The sequence below is a fragment of the Streptomyces sp. NPDC052687 genome (assembly GCF_040678395.1).
Classification (GTDB): domain Bacteria; phylum Actinomycetota; class Actinomycetes; order Streptomycetales; family Streptomycetaceae; genus Streptomyces.
The window spans coordinates 444,636-462,138 of the sequence record NZ_JBFATR010000001.1 but is presented as its reverse complement, the minus strand read 5'-3'; the positions used below and the strand labels follow the sequence as shown (position 1 = coordinate 462,138).

At 73.2% G+C, this 17,503-nt stretch carries 15 protein-coding genes; 6 read left to right on the top strand and 9 right to left on the bottom strand.

Annotation, left to right across the window (positions count from 1 at the left end; translation table 11 throughout):
• Window positions 1-47: 47 nt before the first annotated feature.
• The 3 genes from hutH to AB0K92_RS02210 form a co-directional block, all read right to left on the bottom strand.
• A complete protein-coding gene (gene hutH / locus AB0K92_RS02220; RefSeq protein ID WP_365918771.1) occupies window positions 48-1,586 on the bottom strand; it encodes a histidine ammonia-lyase in 1,539 nt (512 codons plus the stop codon).
• 68 nt (window positions 1,587-1,654) lie between these two features.
• Window positions 1,655-2,800 carry a GGDEF domain-containing protein gene (locus AB0K92_RS02215; protein WP_365918515.1) on the bottom strand — a complete coding sequence of 382 codons (1,146 nt, stop codon included), beginning with the start codon at window positions 2,798-2,800 and terminating at the stop codon, window positions 1,655-1,657.
• A gap of 135 nt (window positions 2,801-2,935) precedes the next feature.
• Window positions 2,936-3,736, bottom strand: coding sequence for an enoyl-CoA hydratase-related protein (locus AB0K92_RS02210; protein WP_365918769.1), 801 nt, complete (start codon window positions 3,734-3,736; stop codon window positions 2,936-2,938).
• Between the two features lie 890 nt (window positions 3,737-4,626).
• Here AB0K92_RS02210 and AB0K92_RS02205 point away from each other — a divergent pair.
• Complete coding sequence (locus AB0K92_RS02205) at window positions 4,627-5,133, top strand: hypothetical protein (RefSeq protein WP_365918513.1); 507 nt, start codon at window positions 4,627-4,629, stop codon at window positions 5,131-5,133.
• A 75-nt stretch (window positions 5,134-5,208) separates the two neighbouring features.
• Here AB0K92_RS02205 and AB0K92_RS02200 read toward each other — a convergent pair whose 3' ends face one another.
• The gene (locus tag AB0K92_RS02200) at window positions 5,209-6,327 is read right to left on the bottom strand and encodes an adenylate/guanylate cyclase domain-containing protein (RefSeq protein ID WP_365918512.1); all 1,119 of its coding nucleotides are present in this window, start codon (window positions 6,325-6,327) and stop codon (window positions 5,209-5,211) included.
• A 211-nt stretch (window positions 6,328-6,538) separates the two neighbouring features.
• On the bottom strand, window positions 6,539-7,411 hold the full coding sequence (locus tag AB0K92_RS02195; protein WP_365918511.1) for a biotin--[acetyl-CoA-carboxylase] ligase: 873 nt from the start codon (window positions 7,409-7,411) through the stop codon (window positions 6,539-6,541).
• A 110-nt stretch (window positions 7,412-7,521) separates the two neighbouring features.
• Here AB0K92_RS02195 and AB0K92_RS02190 point away from each other — a divergent pair, with 110 nt between their 5' ends.
• Together AB0K92_RS02190 and AB0K92_RS02185 are read left to right on the top strand one after the other, a co-directional pair.
• Entirely contained in the window at window positions 7,522-9,105 is a 1,584-nt protein-coding gene (locus AB0K92_RS02190; RefSeq protein WP_365918509.1) for an acyl-CoA carboxylase subunit beta, read from the top strand.
• Window positions 9,106-9,120: 15 nt separating this feature from the next.
• The gene (locus tag AB0K92_RS02185; protein ID WP_365918507.1) at window positions 9,121-9,330 is read left to right on the top strand and encodes an acyl-CoA carboxylase epsilon subunit; all 210 of its coding nucleotides are present in this window, start codon (window positions 9,121-9,123) and stop codon (window positions 9,328-9,330) included.
• A gap of 234 nt (window positions 9,331-9,564) precedes the next feature.
• Here the strand turns inward: AB0K92_RS02185 and AB0K92_RS02180 are convergent, their stop codons facing one another.
• Window positions 9,565-10,821, bottom strand: coding sequence for an SGNH/GDSL hydrolase family protein (locus AB0K92_RS02180; protein ID WP_365918505.1), 1,257 nt, complete (start codon window positions 10,819-10,821; stop codon window positions 9,565-9,567).
• Between the two features lie 124 nt (window positions 10,822-10,945).
• Between AB0K92_RS02180 and AB0K92_RS02175 the strand changes: the two genes are divergently transcribed.
• Together AB0K92_RS02175 and AB0K92_RS02170 are read left to right on the top strand one after the other, a co-directional pair.
• Window positions 10,946-11,074 carry a hypothetical protein gene (locus AB0K92_RS02175; RefSeq protein WP_365918503.1) on the top strand — a complete coding sequence of 43 codons (129 nt, stop codon included), beginning with the start codon at window positions 10,946-10,948 and terminating at the stop codon, window positions 11,072-11,074.
• A 126-nt stretch (window positions 11,075-11,200) separates the two neighbouring features.
• Window positions 11,201-11,809: a nucleoside triphosphate pyrophosphatase gene (locus AB0K92_RS02170; RefSeq protein ID WP_365918501.1), complete on the top strand. Its 609-nt coding sequence runs from the start codon at window positions 11,201-11,203 to the stop codon at window positions 11,807-11,809.
• Between the two features lie 40 nt (window positions 11,810-11,849).
• Here AB0K92_RS02170 and AB0K92_RS02165 read toward each other — a convergent pair whose 3' ends face one another.
• Window positions 11,850-12,293, bottom strand: a complete 444-nt coding sequence (locus AB0K92_RS02165) for a hypothetical protein (protein WP_365918499.1) — start codon at window positions 12,291-12,293, stop codon at window positions 11,850-11,852.
• A 372-nt stretch (window positions 12,294-12,665) separates the two neighbouring features.
• On the opposite strand from AB0K92_RS02165, the gene AB0K92_RS02160 reads away from it, so the two are divergent.
• Entirely contained in the window at window positions 12,666-14,441 is a 1,776-nt protein-coding gene (locus AB0K92_RS02160) for a biotin carboxylase N-terminal domain-containing protein (protein ID WP_365918497.1), read from the top strand.
• 360 nt (window positions 14,442-14,801) lie between these two features.
• Here AB0K92_RS02160 and AB0K92_RS02155 read toward each other — a convergent pair whose 3' ends face one another.
• Together AB0K92_RS02155 and AB0K92_RS02150 are read right to left on the bottom strand one after the other, a co-directional pair.
• The gene (locus AB0K92_RS02155; protein ID WP_365918495.1) at window positions 14,802-15,782 is read right to left on the bottom strand and encodes a DeoR/GlpR family DNA-binding transcription regulator; all 981 of its coding nucleotides are present in this window, start codon (window positions 15,780-15,782) and stop codon (window positions 14,802-14,804) included.
• A 166-nt stretch (window positions 15,783-15,948) separates the two neighbouring features.
• Complete coding sequence (locus AB0K92_RS02150) at window positions 15,949-17,397, bottom strand: NAD(P)H-quinone dehydrogenase (protein WP_365918493.1); 1,449 nt, start codon at window positions 17,395-17,397, stop codon at window positions 15,949-15,951.
• Between the last annotated feature and the right edge of the window lie 106 nt (window positions 17,398-17,503).

Below are 17,503 nucleotides of genomic sequence, written 5' to 3'. Positions count from 1 at the left end.
CGTGGTGTGAGGGGCCCCGTCCGCAGTGCCGGACGGGGCCCTTCGCGTCAGCGGAGGGGTCCGGTGACCGTCTCCACCGCCGCGACCAGCCGGCCCTCGCGCACGAACGCGTCGGCCGCCGCGAGATCGGGGGCGAGGAAGCGGTCGGGGCCGGGGCCCTCGACGCCCGCGGCGCGGACCGCGTCCAGGACGGCGCGGGTCGCCGGGGCCGGGGTCAGACCCTCGCGCAACTCGACGGCGCGGGTGGCGGCGTACAGCTCGATGGCGAGGACGCGGGTCAGGTTGTCCACGGCCGTGCGCAGCTTGCGCGCCGCCGACCAGCCCATGGAGACGTGGTCCTCCTGCATCGCGGAGGACGGGATGGAGTCCGCCGATGCCGGGACGGCCAGCCGCTTCAGCTCGCTGACCAGCGCCGCCTGGGTGTACTGGGCGATCATCAGGCCGCTGTCCACGCCCGCGTCGTCGGCGAGGAACGGCGGCAGGCCGTGGCTGCGGTTCTTGTCCAGCAGCCGGTCGGTGCGGCGCTCGGCGATGGAGGCGAGGTCGGCGGCGGCGATGGCGAGGAAGTCCAGCACGTACGCCACCGGGGCGCCGTGGAAGTTGCCGTTGGACTCGACCCGTCCGTCGGGGAGGACGACGGGGTTGTCGACGGCGGCGGCCAGCTCGCGCTCGGCGACCAGGCGGGCGTGCGCGAGGGTGTCACGGCCGGCGCCGGCGACCTGCGGGGCGCAGCGCACCGAGTAGGCGTCCTGGACGCGGGGCGCGTCGTCCTGGTGGTGGCCGGTGAGGCCGGAGCCCTTGAGGACGGCGAGCATGTTGGCGGCGGCGTCGCCCTGCCCGGGGTGGGGGCGGATGGCGTGCAGCTCGGGCGCGAGCACCTTGTCGGTGCCGAGCAGGGCTTCGAGGCTGAGGGCGGCGGTGACGTCGGCGGACTTGTAGAGCGTCTCCAGGTCGGCCAGGGCCATGATCAGCATGCCGAGCATGCCGTCGGTGCCGTTGAGGAGGGCGAGGCCCTCCTTCTCGCGCAGCTCGACGGGGGCGATGCCGTGCTCGGCGAGCAGCTCCCCGGCGGGCCGTACGGCACCGTCCGGGCCCTCGGCGTCGCCCTCGCCCATGAGCGTGAGGGCGCAGTGGGAGAGCGGGGCGAGGTCGCCGGAGCAGCCCAGGGAGCCGTACTCGTGCACGACCGGGGTGATACCGGCGTTGAGGACGTCCGCCATGGTCTGCGCGACCTCGGGCCGCACGCCGGTGTGTCCGGAGCAGACGGTCTTCAGCCGCAGGAACATCAGGGCCCGCACCACCTCCCGCTCGACGCGCGGGCCCATGCCGGCGGCGTGCGAGCGGACGATGTTGCGCTGGAGCTGAGTGCGCAGCTCCTGGCCGATGTGCCGGGTCGCGAGAGCGCCGAAGCCGGTGGAGACGCCGTAGACGGGGTCCGGCTTGGCCGCCAGCGCGTCCACGATCCCGCGGGCCGCGGTGAGTGCGCCCACCGCCTCCCCGGAAAGCTCGACGCGGGCGCCGCCGCGGGCCACGGCGAGGACGTCGGACGCGGTGACGCCGGACGTCCCCACCACCACAGTGTGCATATCCATATTCAGGAGCGTACGCAGTGAATTCGAAAATGTCACCAGTGGAGTCGGCGTTCACCCCTTACTCACACGTCCCGCCCCCGGAACCGCCGCCGCTCGCGACCCGACTCGTGCGACGGCTCGTCGGCCAGGCGCACGACGGGGTCGTCGGGGCCCTCGCGCCCGGCGACCACCGGGCGGTCGGAGCGGTCCGCCTTGGCGCGGTACTGGGCCGCGTCGGCCAGCCGGAACAGGCGGCGGGCGGAGCGCACGGTGCCGATCGGCTCCTCGGTGGAGGCCACCCCGCAGGCGACGCCCTCGCCCAGCTCCAGCTCGGACGCCCTGCGGCACAGCTCGTCGGCCACCTTCACCACGTCCCCGGCGGGCGGGCCGACCGCCAGCAGGCAGAACTCGTCCCCGCCGAGCCGGGCGACGAGGGTGTTGGGAAGCATCGCCCCGCACAGTGACAGCACCGAGCCGAACCGCTCCAGCAGCCGGTCCCCGACGGCGTGCCCCAGCGTGTCGTTGACCCGCTTGAGCCCGTTCAGGTCGCAGACCACGAGACTGACGACCACCCCTTCCCTGCGATGCCGCTCCACGGCCTCGTCCAGCCGCATGTCGACGGCACGGCGATTGGCCAGGCCGGTGAGGGAGTCGGTGAAGGCGAGCCGGCGCGCCTCCTCCAGCCGTTCCGTCTGCGCGATGCCCGCCGCGACCACGGCGGCCAGCACGGTCGCGAAGTCCGCGTCGTCCCGGCCGAACACCGGCGTCCCGGCCGGGCGGGCCACATACAGCTCACCCCACGCCCGCCCGTGCAGCACGATCGGCGCGACGACACACGAGCCGCGCCCGCGCCGGCGCAGGGCCGCGACCCGCTCGTGCACGAATCCCGCGCGCCCCTCGGTCGGCCCGTCGGCGGTCTCCACCCAGGCGTCCGGCTCGCCCCCGGAGGCCCACTGCTCGTGCAGGAACTCGGTGATCTCGGCGAACTGGTGCACCGGATAGGTCTCGTCCTCGGGGAACTCCGCCTCGTCCGGTGCCCGGTCCCCCACGTTCACCAGGACCCGCAGCCGACCCAGCTCCCGCTCCCACACCGACAGCGCCGCGAAGCTCCCGTCCAGCGCCCGGCACGCCCCCACCGCCGCCGCCCGCCACGACTCCCGCGGAGTGCGCGCCGCCGCCATCCCCTGCGCCAGCGCGACGACATCCGCGAGCCGCTTGTCCTCACCCATTGCTCCAGGCTAGGGAGGTTCCGCCCGATGTGGGACGTTGAAGCGGCGCATGGAGTGATCACGGTGAGGAGCGTGGTGTTTCCGGGAACGAGGGGACCTCTGGGGTGTAAGAGGGCCGACGGGGCGCCGCCGCTCTCACTCCCCGGGCCACTGCGGCTTCCGCTTCTCGTTGAAGGCGGCCACTCCCTCCGCCCGGTCGCCGGAGAAGGCCACCGAGCGCCAGGCGGCGTCCTCGACCTCCAGACCGGCCGAAAGGTCGAGGCCGTGCCCGAGGCGCAGGGCTCGCTTGGCCGCGCGGAGGCCGACCGGCGAGTTGGCGGCGATGCGGGAGGCCAGGGACAGGGCCTCCGCACGGTCGCGCCCCTCGTCCACCAGGACGTCGACCAGCCCCAGCTCCCGCGCCTCCGGCGCCTCCACCCGGCGCGCCGTGAAGATCAGCTCGGCGGCGCGGGCCGCACCCACTCTGCGGGGCAGCAGCTGCGTACCGCCGCCCCCGGGGATCACGCCGACCGACACCTCCGGCAGGCCCACCACCGCCGTACGGTCCGCCACGATCACGTCGCAGGACAGCGCCAGCTCGAACCCTCCGCCCAGCGCGAAGCCGTGCACCGCCGCGATCGTCGGCACCGGCAGCTCCAGCACGCCGGTGTACGCCCCGCGCGCGACCGGGCGCTGGCGGACCAGGTCCGCGTCCGTGAAGGAGTTGCGCTCCTTCAGGTCCGCGCCGACGCAGAACGCCCGCTCGTGCGTCGACGTCAGCACGACCACCCGCACGTCCCGGTCCGCGGCCAGCGCCGCGCACGCCCCCGCGATCGACCGCGCCATCTCCGTCGACACCGCGTTCATCGCCTTGGGCCGGTCGAGTGCCAGCTCCGCGACATGGCCGGCCTCGTACCGCCGCACCAGCACGAACTCCCCGAACCGCTCCTCGCTCACAACGTCCTCGCTCACGACACCCTCCGGTTAACGCGGGTTAACAGCACTCCCCCGATCATCGCAGCCCCGCCCTGCCGGGAAAAGGGCCGCCCACCCTCACTCACCCCTGATCCACCCCCGACCCGACCCCGGCCCGTCCCCGAGGCCGACACCCCGTTCGAGTGACATCCCGCCGACTCCCGCCCCCGCTCCCCAGGGAGCGCCTAACGTGCTCCGCCACGGCGCACCGGGGGCGCACTCATCGGGGAGGGATCGATCGCATGGCGCGCGAAACGAACACCGACACGAAGGGCACGGCGGGTACGGCCGGCCTGGCGGGCAGGGCGGGCACGCCGGGCGGCGCGGGCAGGGCGGGCACGCCGAGGGCTGGTACGCCGGGCAGGGCCGCTACGCCGAGTAGGGCCGGTACGGCGGGCAAGGCGGGCACCGTCGGCGCGGCGCGCGGAAGCGCCACGCCCAGGCCCACACCCACGCCCATGCCCACGCCCACGCCCACGCCCACGCCCAAGCCCACTAGGACGTCCGGCACGGCCGCCAAGGCCGCCACACCCGCGAGAGCCGCCAGGACCGCTGGAAGGCCTGCGCCCACCGGAGCGCCCGCGACCACCGGAACCGCCAGGACCGCCGGGGCGCCCACGACCTCTGCGGCCGCCAGGATCCCCGGCCCCACCAAGCCCCCGACGACCAGCGCATCCCCACGGACCAGCACACCCCCACGGACCAGCGCACCCCCGAGGGCCGCCACACCCGCGAGAACCCCCACCCCCGCCACCCCGAGAAGCGACAAGCCCCTCACCCGTGGCCGTCACCGGCGCCCCCGCCCCCGCAAGCTGCTGCTCGTCGCGGCCGGGCTCGCCGTCGCCGCCGGCGTGCTGAGCCTCGTACGGCTCATGCCGGACACGGGCGTGATCGGCGGATTCGGCACCACGCACACCGACCCCGCCGGCACGAACCCCGCAACGGCCGACGAAAGCGGCAACGGCAACGGCAGCAGCTACGCGGGCACCGACCGGGCGCAGGCCCCGTCCACGGCCGCCCCCCACCTCGCCACCGCCCCCGAGCGCGCCCCCTCCGCGCCCTCCGCGCTGGGCGGTACGGACGGCGCGGCCGGCGCGGTGCCGATCCCCACCGCGACCGCCTCCCCGGCGCACACCGGCATCGCCGTACCCGGCACCACGACGAACCCGCAGGCCCCGAACCCGCCCGCCCCCGCGCCCCCGAAGGCCACGAACGCCCCTCGGCCGGACCCCGCATCACCGCAGAAACCGGCTCCGGGGCCCAAGCCCAAGCCGACCGCCACCCCCGACCCGACGACCACTTCCCCCGCGCCGGACCACCCCGACGACCCGGGCCTGTGCCTGCCGGTCATCGACTTCTGCCTGGGCGGGCTTGACTGAAGCGGGAAGCGCCCCTCCGCCACCGCGCCGGCGCCCGCGCCCGCGACTGCGCCCGCGACTGCGACTGCGCGCGCCTTACGCCGACGGATCCCGCCGCGTCAGCAGCCACGGCTCCACCACGCCCAGCCCACGCACCGGCCGCTGCCACATCGGCTGGAGCGCGAAGCGGTACGCCGGCGGCTGCTCGCCCTCCTTCTCCGCGGCGGCCGCGGCCTCCGCCGCCGCCGCCTCGGAGGCCGGGGCCTCCCCGGTGCGGATCAGCTCCTCGGCGAAGGCGCTGTCGACCAGCACGGCGTCCCGGGGGGCTATCGACGTCAACCGGGAGGCGAGGTTCACCGTCGTACCGAAGACATCACCCATTCGGGTCGTGACCGTGCCGAAGGCGATGCCCACGCGCAGCTCGGGCATCGTCGCGTCGTTCGCCATGGTCTCGATCAGCCGCAGCGCGATCTCCGCGGCGACGCCCGCGTCGTCGGCGGCGTACAGCACCTCGTCGCCGAGCGTCTTGATGAGCCGGCCGCCGCGCGCGGCCACCAGGTCGGCGGCCGTGGTCTCGAAGGCCTCGACCAGCTCGCCCAGCTCCTCCTCCTCCAGCCGGCGGGTCAGCCGGGTGAAGCCGACGAGGTCGGCGAAGCCGACGGCCAGCCGCCGGTCCACCATCTCCTCGTCGTCGGCGGCCTGGACGACCCGGCCCGTCGCGGCGGCCAGCTGCCGCCGCCAGACGTAGACCAGGAACTCCTCCAGCTCGGGCAGCAGCAGTTCCACCAGGGGATACGTGACCTCGGTGCGGGTCATGCCGGGCTCGGGCGGCTCGGTCAGGCCCTCCAGGAAGGAGTCGATCTGCCACTCGGCCAGACGGGCGGTGGTCTGGCCCGTCGACCGGGCCACCTGCACCGCCATCGCCTCGCTCAGCAGGCCCGCCTCGACCAGACCGGCCAGGCGGCGCAGGGCGAGGACGTCCGCCTCGGTGAGGGCCTTGGCCTGCCCGATGTCGGCGAAACCCATGGCCCGCCAGAAGCGGGACGCCAGTTCCATGGAGACACCGGCGCTGCGGGCCGCCTGGAAGGGGGTGTAGCGGCGTTCGGCGCCGAGGATGAGCTGTTCGAGGCGGAGTGCGAGGGGATCCTCACCGGGGTCGGTGCCGTCGGGCGCTGGGTTACGACCCATGCCGGAGCCCGTGTCGTCGACGGTCACGCCTGTTGCCCTTCCGATCTGCCACGGTCAGGTATCGACCGGCCTCAACTCTACGGCAGATGTGCGCCAGCTCACTCCGTCGGGCCGAGCGGGGCGGCGCAGGTGGTGGGTTCCTGTCGTCCGCCGGGTGCGCGCTGTCCGTGGCTGGTCGCGCCCACGCGGCGGAGCCGCACATCGACACAGGCCCGCGGCCCCTTGCGGGGCGCCCCCCTCACGCGGGTCGCAGGTGCACGATGTCTCCGGCGCCCACCGGCTCCTGCACGCCGTCCTGCGTCGCGATCACCAGCCTGCCGTCGCCGTCCACCGCCACGGCCTCCCCCACCACCGACCGGTCCCCCGGCAGCTCCGCCCGGACCACCCGGCCCAGGGTCGCGCAGCCCGCCGCGTAGGTGTCCTGGAGACCGCAGGCCCCCGGGTCGCCACCGGCCGCGCGCCAGCGGCCGTACCAGTCCTCCAGGGACCGCAGCATGCCGCGCAGCAGCGGGTCGCGGTCCGTGCCGGCGGCCCCGGCGAGCGCCAGTGAGCCCGCATGCGGGACGGGCAGCTCCTCCGCGCGCAGGGTGACGTTGATGCCGACGCCGATGACGACGCCGTCCGCGCCGGCCCGCTCGGCGAGGATGCCGCCCGCCTTGCGCTCCTCGCCGCCCACGGTCACCAGCAGGTCGTTGGGCCACTTGAGGGCCGTGTCGACGCCGGCCGTGCGGGACAGGCCGGTGGCCACGGCGACGCCGGTGAGCAGCGGGAGCCAGCCCCAGCGGGCCACCGGCACCTCGGCGGGCCGCAGCAGTACGGAGAAGAACAGCCCGGAGCGGGGCGGGGCCGTCCACCGGCGGTCGAGGCGGCCCCGCCCGGAGGTCTGCTCCTCGGCGACGAGGATCACGCCCTCGGGCGTGTCGCCCGCGGCGGCCCGGGCCACCAGGTCGCTGTTGGTGGAGCCGGTGCGCTGCACGACCTCCACGTCCGACCACAGACCGCCCTCGCGGACCAGCGCCCGGCGCAGCGCGGCGGCGTTGAGGGGCGGCCGGTCCAGGTCCGACCAGCGGCTGTCTCCCGGCGTGTCTCCTGATGCATCTCGCGGCGTCATGCAAGCCACCCTAGGTGTGGGAAACACCGCACTGCCGACCGGTGGGTCCGCCACTACTGTACGGATGAGTAACCGTCCCCCCTTTTGAGCAGGCAGGGAGCCGCATCCCGATGTCCGAGCCGGAAGAGATCGACATTCACACGACCGCGGGGAAGCTCGCGGATCTCCAGCGCCGCATCGAGGAGGCGACGCACGCCGGTTCCGCCCGCGCCGTGGAAAAGCAGCACGCCAAGGGCAAGCTGACGGCTCGTGAGCGGATCGATCTGCTGCTGGACGAGGGCTCCTTCGTGGAGCTGGACGAGTTCGCCCGGCACCGCTCCTCCAACTTCGGCCTGGACGCCAACCGCCCCTACGGCGACGGTGTCGTCACCGGTTACGGCACCGTCGACGGCCGTCCGGTGGCCGTGTTCTCGCAGGACTTCACCGTCTTCGGCGGCGCCCTCGGCGAGGTCTACGGCCAGAAGATCGTCAAGGTGATGGACTTCGCGCTGAAGACCGGCTGCCCGGTCATCGGCATCAACGACTCCGGCGGCGCGCGCATCCAGGAGGGTGTGGCCTCGCTCGGGGCGTACGGCGAGATCTTCCGCCGCAACACCCACGCCTCCGGGGTCATCCCGCAGATCAGCCTCGTCGTCGGCCCGTGCGCGGGCGGCGCGGTCTACTCCCCGGCGATCACCGACTTCACGGTGATGGTCGACCAGACCTCGCACATGTTCATCACCGGCCCGGACGTCATCAAGACCGTCACCGGTGAGGACGTCGGCTTCGAGGAGCTGGGCGGCGCGCGGACCCACAACACGGCCTCCGGTGTGGCCCACCACATGGCGGGCGACGAGAAGGACGCCATCGAGTACGTCAAGCAGCTGCTGTCGTACCTGCCGTCCAACAACCTGTCCGAGCCGCCGGCGTTCCCGGAGGAGGCGGACCTGTCCGTCACGGACGAGGACCGCGAGCTGGACACCATCGTCCCGGACTCGGCGAACCAGCCGTACGACATGCACACCGTCATCGAGCACGTTCTCGACGACGGGGAGTTCTTCGAGACGCAGCCGCTGTTCGCGCCGAACATCCTCACCGGCTTCGGCCGGGTCGAGGGCCGTCCGGTCGGCATCGTCGCCAACCAGCCGATGCAGTTCGCGGGCTGCCTGGACATCGACGCGTCCGAGAAGGCGGCGCGGTTCGTGCGCACCTGCGACGCGTTCAACGTGCCGGTCCTGACCTTCGTGGACGTGCCGGGCTTCCTCCCCGGCGTGGACCAGGAACACACCGGCATCATCCGGCGCGGCGCCAAGCTGATCTACGCCTACGCCGAGGCCACCGTCCCGCTGATCACCGTCATCACCCGCAAGGCGTTCGGCGGGGCGTACGACGTGATGGGCTCCAAGCACCTGGGCGCCGACCTCAACCTGGCGTGGCCCACCGCCCAGATCGCGGTCATGGGCGCGCAGGGCGCGGTCAACATCCTGCACCGCCGCACCATCGCGGAATCGGACGATCCGGAGGCGACCCGCGCCCGGCTGATGCAGGAGTACGAGGACACCCTCCTCAACCCCTACATCGCGGCCGAGCGCGGCTACGTCGACGCGGTGATCATGCCGTCGGAGACCCGTCGGCACATCGTCCGCGGTCTGCGTCAGCTGCGGACGAAGCGGGAATCCCTGCCTCCGAAGAAGCACGGCAACATCCCCCTCTAGGTCGCTGGAGCGGTCATGAACATCAAGGTCGTACGGGGCAACCCGACCCCGGAGGAGCTGGCCGCCGCACTGGCGGTGGTCCGCGTCCGCGCCGCGGCGGCGGCCGCCACGCCGCCCGGCGCGCCCGCCCCCCGCGACTCCTGGTCCGACCCGTCCCGCATCGCCACCCGCCGCCTCCCCCACCCGGGCCCGGCGACGTGGTCCCGCACGTACTGGCCCGGCTGACGACCGGGCGGGCGCGCTGCCCGAGGACCGGGGCCGGGCGCTGGCCAGGTCCGCCCACCACGATGTCGGCCACCACCTCGAACCCCGGCTCCGTCCGGGTGCAGGCGGTGGCCGAACCCGTACGCCCGTCCGGCCGGCCCGCCGCGGGCCCGGCGGCACCGGCCGGCCCGGTGCCCGGCGCGCGCACGTGCGGCGCTCAGCGCGCGCACGTACCGGCCGGGCCGGGCCCGCGGGTCAGGCCGTGACCGCGGGGCGCGGAGCGAGGGCCCGGGCCGGTCCCCGGTCACAGGCCGGGTTCGGGTCCTGCTCCTGGTCCTGGCCCTGGTCCAGTACGTGCGCGACCGCTTCGGCCATCACCTCGTAGCCCGCGTCGTTCGGGTGCAGGTGGTCGCCGAAGTCGTACGACGGGTGCAGCCGGTCCGGGTCCGACGGGTCGGCCAGCAGCCGCTGGAAGTCGAGCACGGCGTCGTACTCGCCCGCGCCGCGGATCCACTCGTTCAGCTCGCGGTTCACCTTCGCCGCGTGCTCTCCCCAGTGGTCGGACCCGCCGAACGGCACCAGGGTCGCGCCGATCACCCGCAGGCCCCGCCCGCGCGCCTGCCGGATCAGCTCCCGGTGGCCCGCGATCAGCTCGCCGGCCTCCACGACCGGCGCCGGATGGTACGTGGGCTGCTCGTCCGTCTCGCTGAAGCCGATGTCGTTCAGCCCGATCAGCACGACGAGGGTGTCCACGCCGGAGTGGTCGAGGACGTCGCGGGCGAGCCGGCGCACGCCCTTCTCGCCGTACCACGCGGAGTCGTTGAGCAGCAGGTTCCCGCCGATCCCGGCGTTGAGGACGGGGCGCCCGGTGCGCCGGGCGAGCGCGTCGGACCAGCGGCGGTCGGCGCCCGGCGTGGACCCGAATCCGTCGGTGAGGGAGTCGCCGAACAGGGCGACACCGTCCGCGCGGCCCGCGTCGGTCTCGACCGCGGACAGGACGTACCAGGACTCGGTGACGGCGTCGAAGCCCGCGCCGGTGACGTCGGCGAGCAGGTCGCCCGGACCGCGGTGGCTGCGGGTGAAGGCCTGGGCGTGGAAGGTGGCCGGTCCGGTGGCGGCCTCGAAGTACAGGGTGACGGTCACCGGCTCCCCGGCGGCCACGACGAGTTCGGCCGGATCGCTCACGATCTGACCGCGCGCCGGTATCGCGACCTCGTGCGCCCCCTGGAAGGTGAGGCGCCGCACCGAGCCGGGCTCCACGCCCGCACCGGACGCCGTACGGGCGACGGAGGCACCGGCCAGGTGCAGCGGGGAGGTGCCGTACGCGTTCGACAGCCGGATCCGCACCCTGCCGCCGCCCGCGGTGACCCGGACCACCTGCCGCACGGACTGGCGCCAGAAGCCCTCCCGGGACCAGTTGGGGGTGAAGCCTTCGCTGGGAGCCTGGGGCGCGGCGGTCCAGGCGGTGGTGAAGCCGGCGGTGGAGCCTGTGGTGAAGTCGGCAGCGCTCATGACACACGACCCTTCCAAACGGGACTGATGTTCCTTTAGCTTAATGGAACTTCAGGCCCTTTAGGTGAAAGTTGAGTACGCGTACTCAGGCGCCGCCCGAGCGGACCGCCGGACGATGGCAGGCATGCTGTGGTCCGACCCCGAGAACGAACCGCCCCAGGAACTGCGCGACACGCAGGCGATGCTGCGGCGACTGGGCGTTCTCATGGCGCTGGCCATGGTGCTCGCGATGATCGTCATCGGGCTCGGGTGACACCGGCGGGACGGGTCGGGACCGGTGAGACGGGCCGGGACCGGTGAGACGGGCCGGGACCGGCGGGACGGGTCGGGACCGGCGGGACGGATGAACCGGGGGCGGCCACGCCGTTAACCTGACGGCATGACCGATCAGCCGCGCCGCCGACTCGTGCTCGCCTCCCAGTCCCCCGCCCGCCTGGGCCTGCTCCGCCAGGCGGGGCTCGACCCCGAGGTGATCGTGAGCGGCGTCGACGAGGACGCCGTCACCGCCCCCACCCCCGCCGAACTGGCCCTCGCCCTCGCCGAGGCCAAGGCCTCCGTCGTCGCGGCGCGGCCCGAGGTGATGGGCGCGCTCGTGATCGGCTGCGACTCGGTCCTCGACCTGGACGGCCAGGCGCTGGGCAAGCCCGGCGACCCGGAGGAGGCCACCGCCCGCTGGAAGTCGATGCGCGGCCGGGCCGGCACCCTGCAGACCGGCCACTGCGTCTACGACACCGCGTCCGGCCGCTACGCCTCCGCCACCGCCTCCACCGTCGTCCGCTTCGGCGACCCGAGCGACGAGGAGATCGCCGCCTACGTCGCCTCCGGGGAGCCCCTCCACGTCGCCGGCGCCTTCACCCTCGACGGCCGCTCGGCCCCCTTCATCGACGGCATCGACGGCGACCACGGCAATGTCATCGGCATCAGCCTGCCGCTCGTCCGCAAGCTGCTGGCCCAGCTGGGCGTCAACATCACGGACCTGTGGACGTGACGCCGGGCCCGTGACCCGCGGTCCCGGCCGTGGAGGGCGCTCAGGCCGTCGCCGCGCCGCCCTCCGGCAGCGTGGGTTCCGCGGACTTCGCCCCCCGCCCGTCGTACGTCATCAGCAGCAGCACGATCAGGCCGAGCACCAGCACCATGAACAGGAACGCCGGCCACCCCACCAGCCCCCACACGAACGCGCCCAGCAGTCCGTGCACCACGGCCGCGCTGATCAGCAGGACGCGCCCGAGGCCCGCGGCGGGGCGGTCGCGGAGGGCCACGAGCAGGGCCACGAGGCCGCACAGGGCGAAGTAGAGGCCGAAGACCACGCCGCCGATCTTCGACGAGGTCGCCATGACGTCGGGATCGAGCCCGGCAAGCGACATGTCCTGGCGGTCGACCACCACCCCGAGGAACCAGTTCAGCCCCGCGATGCCCAGCGCCTCGGCGAAGAGCACGACCGCCACGATCCATGCCACCGGCCTGCGCACCACGGTTCCACCCACCTTCGACCCTCGCCGGAGCAAGGCTGCTGTTACCCCAAGTACGGTATGGACACCGCGAACGCTACTAACGGGTAAACCAAGGGACAAGACTTCCGCGCGAGGCAAAGAACCATTGGGCCATTCGTAGGGACTCGACAAAGAAACTGAGTGGCCCGCAGCACCTGATGACAGAGACCTTGACCACAGCGGACGGCTAGGGTTTCCCGCAGGAGTCCTGCGTACCACGGTGCGACAAGGGATTTCGCGGGTCGAGCGAGCCTCGAATCACGCTCCGTGTGGGCAAGCTCACCATTGGGGACGGGTCGAAGTGCCGTGTCGGCAGTCCCTAAACTCGGCTTGTTTCAAGGAGGGAGCCTCATCGTGCGCAAGGTGCTCATCGCCAACCGTGGCGAAATCGCTGTCCGCGTTGCCCGGGCCTGCCGGGACGCCGGTATCGCGAGCGTGGCCGTCTACGCCGACCCGGACCGGGACGCTCTGCATGTCCGCGCCGCGGATGAGGCGTTCGCTCTGGGCGGTGACACTCCGGCCACCAGCTACTTGGACATCGAGAAGGTGCTGAAGGCCGCCAAGGAATCCGGCGCCGACGCCGTCCACCCGGGCTACGGCTTCCTCTCGGAGAACGCCGAGTTCGCCCAGGCCGTCCTCGACGCGGGCCTGATCTGGATCGGCCCGCCCCCGCAGGCGATCCGCGACCTCGGCGACAAGGTCGCCGCCCGCCACATCGCCCAGCGCGCCGGCGCCCCCCTCGTCGCGGGCACCTCCGACCCGGTCTCCGGTGCGGACGAGGTCGTGGAGTTCGCCAAGGAGCACGGCCTGCCCATCGCGATCAAGGCCGCCTTCGGCGGCGGCGGCCGCGGTCTGAAGGTCGCCCGCACCCTCGAAGAGGTCCCCGAGCTGTACGACTCGGCCGTGCGCGAGGCGGTCGCCGCCTTCGGCCGCGGCGAGTGCTTCGTCGAGCGCTACCTCGACAAGCCGCGCCACGTCGAGACCCAGTGCCTCGCCGACAAGCACGGCAACGTGGTCGTCGTCTCGACCCGTGACTGCTCCCTCCAGCGCCGCCACCAGAAGCTGGTGGAGGAGGCCCCGGCCCCGTTCCTCTCCGAGGAGCAGCTCGCCGAGCTGTACCGCGCCTCCAAGGCCATCCTGAAGGAGGCCGGCTACGTCGGCGCCGGCACCGTCGAGTTCCTCGTCGGCGTCGACGGCACGATCTCCTTCCTGGAGGTCAACACCCGTCTCCAGGTCGAGCACCCCGTCACCGAGGAGGTCGCGGGCATCGACCTGGTGCGCGAGATGTTCCGCATCGCCGACGGCGAGGAGCTCGGCTACGACGACCCGGTGCTGCGCGGCCACTCCTTCGAGTTCCGCATCAACGGCGAGGACCCGGGCCGCAACTTCCTGCCCGCCCCCGGCACCGTCACGAAGTTCGCCCCGCCCTCCGGCCCGGGCGTGCGCCTGGACGCGGGCGTGGAGTCCGGCAGCGTCATCGGCCCCGCCTGGGACTCGCTGCTCGCCAAGCTCATCGTCACCGGCCGCACCCGCAAGGAGGCCCTGGAGCGGGCCTCCCGCGCGCTGGCCGAGTTCGAGGTCGAGGGCATGGCCACCGCCATCCCGTTCCACCGCAAGGTGGTCACCGACCCGGCCTTCGCGCCGGAGCTGACCGGCTCGACCGACCCGTTCACGGTCCACACCCGCTGGATCGAGACCGAGTTCGTCAACGACATCAAGCCGTTCACGGCCCCCGCGGACACCGCCGAGGCCGACGAGGAGACCGGCCGCGAGACCGTCGTCGTCGAGGTCGGCGGCAAGCGCCTGGAGGTCTCCCTGCCCTCCTCGCTCGGCATGTCCCTGGCCCGCACCGGCCTCGCCGCCGGCGCCAAGCCCAAGCGCCGCGCCGCGAAGAAGTCCGGCCCCGTCGCCTCCGGCGACACCCTCGCCTCCCCCATGCAGGGCACGATCGTCAAGATCGCCGTGGAGGAGGGCCAGGAGGTGAAGGAGGGCGACCTCGTCGTCGTCCTGGAGGCCATGAAGATGGAGCAGCCCCTGAACGCCCACAAGTCGGGCACCATCAAGGGCCTCACCGCCGAGGTCGGCGCCTCCATCACCTCGGGCGCCGCCATCTGCGAGATCAAGGACTGACCCGGACGGCGTCCGGAGATTCGTCACGCGCCCGGCGGGGTTCCCTCCGCCGGGCGCACGGCGTTCCCGGCCGTACGACGAGCAGTCGTCGCCCTACGACGGACAGGGGCCGCGCAGAAAGCGGCAGCCGACAGCGGGGAGCGGCCCCTGCGACCGCGGGAGCGGTACCGGGACCACTCGAAGCGACCCCCGTCCGCCGGGAGCGGTACCGGGGACCACTCGAAGCGACCCCCGTCCGCCGGGAGCGGCACCCAGACCGCCGGGAGCGGCACCCGAGCGCTACCGGCACCCCGACCGCGGAAAGCGACACCATGACCGCCGGAGCGGCGGCGCCGCCCTACGCCCGGTCCGCCGCGCGCCTCACCGACGCCGCAGATCGGCCACGCGCGCGCCGCGCTCGGCCCCGGGCGGCTGGTCCGTGCCCATGACCGCGGCCGAGCGCAGCTGACCGCCGGGGACCTGGCCACGGCGCGGCCCCGGAACGGGCACGTCCCGGCGCTGCTGACGCCCCGGCGCGTCACCTCCCGCGCTGCCGTGGCCCCCGGAATTTCCCGGGGTGCCGGTGCCCGCGACGGCGATCTGGACGCCCTGGTCGGCGAGGGCCTGCAGCTCGGTGGCCGCGCGGTCGTCGTGCGGCGGGGGCTCGTCGGTGACGAGGCGGGTGATGACGTCCGTCGGCACGGTCTGGAACATGGTGTCCGTGCCGAGCTTGGTGTGGTCGGCGAGGACCACCACCTCCGCGGCGGCCTGCACGAGCGCGCGGTCGACGGAGGCGGAGAGCATGTTGGACGTGGACAGCCCGCGCTCGGCGGTGAGCCCGCTCCCGGAGAGGAAGGCCCGGGAGACCCTGAGGCCCTGGAGGGACTGTTCGGCGCCGGAGCCGACGAGGGCGTAGTTGGACCCGCGCAGCGTGCCGCCGGTCATCACGACCTCCACCCGGTTGGCGTGCGCGAGGGCCTGCGCCACCAGCAGCGAGTTGGTGACGACGGTCAGCCCCGGGATCCGGGCGAGCCGGCGGGCCAGCTCCTGCGTCGTGGTGCCCGCCCCGACGACGATGGCCTCGCCCTCTTCGACGAAGTTGGCGGCGAGGTCGGCGATGGCCGTCTTCTCGGCGGTCGCGAGATGAGACTTCTGCGGAAAGCCGGACTCCCGCGTGAACCCGCCCGGCAGTACCGCACCGCCGTGCCGGCGGTCGAGGAGTCCTTCTGCCTCCAGCGCGCGCACGTCCCGTCGTACGGTCACTTCGGAGGTCTGGACGACGCGGGCGAGCTCACGGAGCGACACGGCCCCGTTCGCTCGCACCATTTCGAGGATCAATTGGCGACGTTCTGCAGCGAACACGAAACTGACAGTAACCCCAACGACCGTCTGGTTTCAGCAGTATGCGCCGAATAACAGAAGTTGTTCGCACAGTAGGGACGGAAGTGGTATAGAGCCCACTCCCGCCGCCTATGCCACCCGCACTGTCGGCAACTCACCGTGACCAGCGGGGATGTGGTTTCGGCCGTCAGCCGCCGTCGCCCGCCTTGCGGGTGTGCAGTTGCCGGGCCACCTCGGCGATCGAGCCCGACAGGGAGGGATACACGGTGAAGGCTTTCGCGATCTGTTCGACCGTCAGATTGTTGTCGACGGCGATCGAGATGGGATGGATCAGTTCCGAGGCGCGCGGCGCCACGACGACACCGCCGACCACGATCCCGGTGCCGGGCCGGCAGAAGATCTTGACGAAACCGTCCCGGATGCCCTGCATCTTCGCGCGCGGGTTGCGCAGCAGCGGCAGCTTCACGACGCGGGCGTCGATCTTCCCGGCGTCCACGTCGGCCTGCGTGTAGCCGACGGTCGCGATCTCGGGGTCCGTGAAGACGTTCGACGAGACGGTCTTCAGGTTCAGCGGCGCCACCGCGTCGCCCAGGAAGTGGTACATGGCGATCCGGCCCTGCATGGCGGCCACCGAGGCGAGCGCGAAGACACCCGTCACGTCACCGGCGGCGTACACACCGGGCGCGGTCGTCCGCGAGACCTTGTCGGTCCAGATGTGCCCGGAGTCCCGCAGCCTGACCCCGGCCTCCTCCAGCCCCATCCCCTCGGTGTTCGGGATGGCGCCGACGGCCATCAGGCAGTGCGTACCGGTGATGACCCGTCCGTCGGCGAGCGTGACCTCGACCCGGTCGCCCACCCGCTTGGCGGACTGGGCGCGCGAGCGCGCCATGACGTTCATGCCGCGCCGCCGGAACACGTCCTCCAGCACGGCGGCGGCGTCCGGGTCCTCGCCGGGCAGCACCCGGTCCCGCGACGACACCAGGGTGACCTTCGAGCCGAGCGCCTGGTAGGCGCCGGCGAACTCGGCACCCGTGACACCGGACCCGACCACGATCAGCTCCTCGGGGAGCTCGTTCAGGTCGTACACCTGCGTCCAGTTCAGGATCCGCTCGCCGTCGGGCCTGGCGTCGGCCAGCTCGCGCGGATGCCCGCCCGTCGCGATCAGCACCGCGTCCGCGACGAGCGTCTCCTCGGTCCCGTCGGCGGCCCGGACCACGACCTTGCGCGAGCCGTCCAGGGCCTGCTGCCCCGCCAGCCGCCCGCGCCCGCGCATCACCCGGGCGCCGGCCCGCGTCACGGACGCCGTGATGTCGTGCGACTGGGCGAGCGCCAGCCGCTTCACCCGGCGGTTGACCTTGCCGAGGTCGACGCCCACCACCCGGGCGGGTGTGTCGATGTGCGGGGTGTCGTCCGCGACGATGATCCCCAGCTCCTCGTACGACGAGTCGAAGGTGGTCATCACCTCGGCCGTCGCGATGAGCGTCTTCGACGGCACGCAGTCGGTCAGGACCGACGCACCGCCCAGACCGTCGCAGTCGACGACGGTCACCTCCGCACCGAGCTGAGCGGCGACCAGCGCCGCTTCGTATCCGCCGGGTCCGCCACCGATGATCACGATCCGAGTCACGTACTCCATTGTCCCGCACGCTTCAAGATGCGACTGCCCCGGGGGCCCGCCCGGAGTACCACAGATGCCCCGGCGAAGAAAGTGACGGCCGAGCCGACTGCCGTACCCTCTCCCC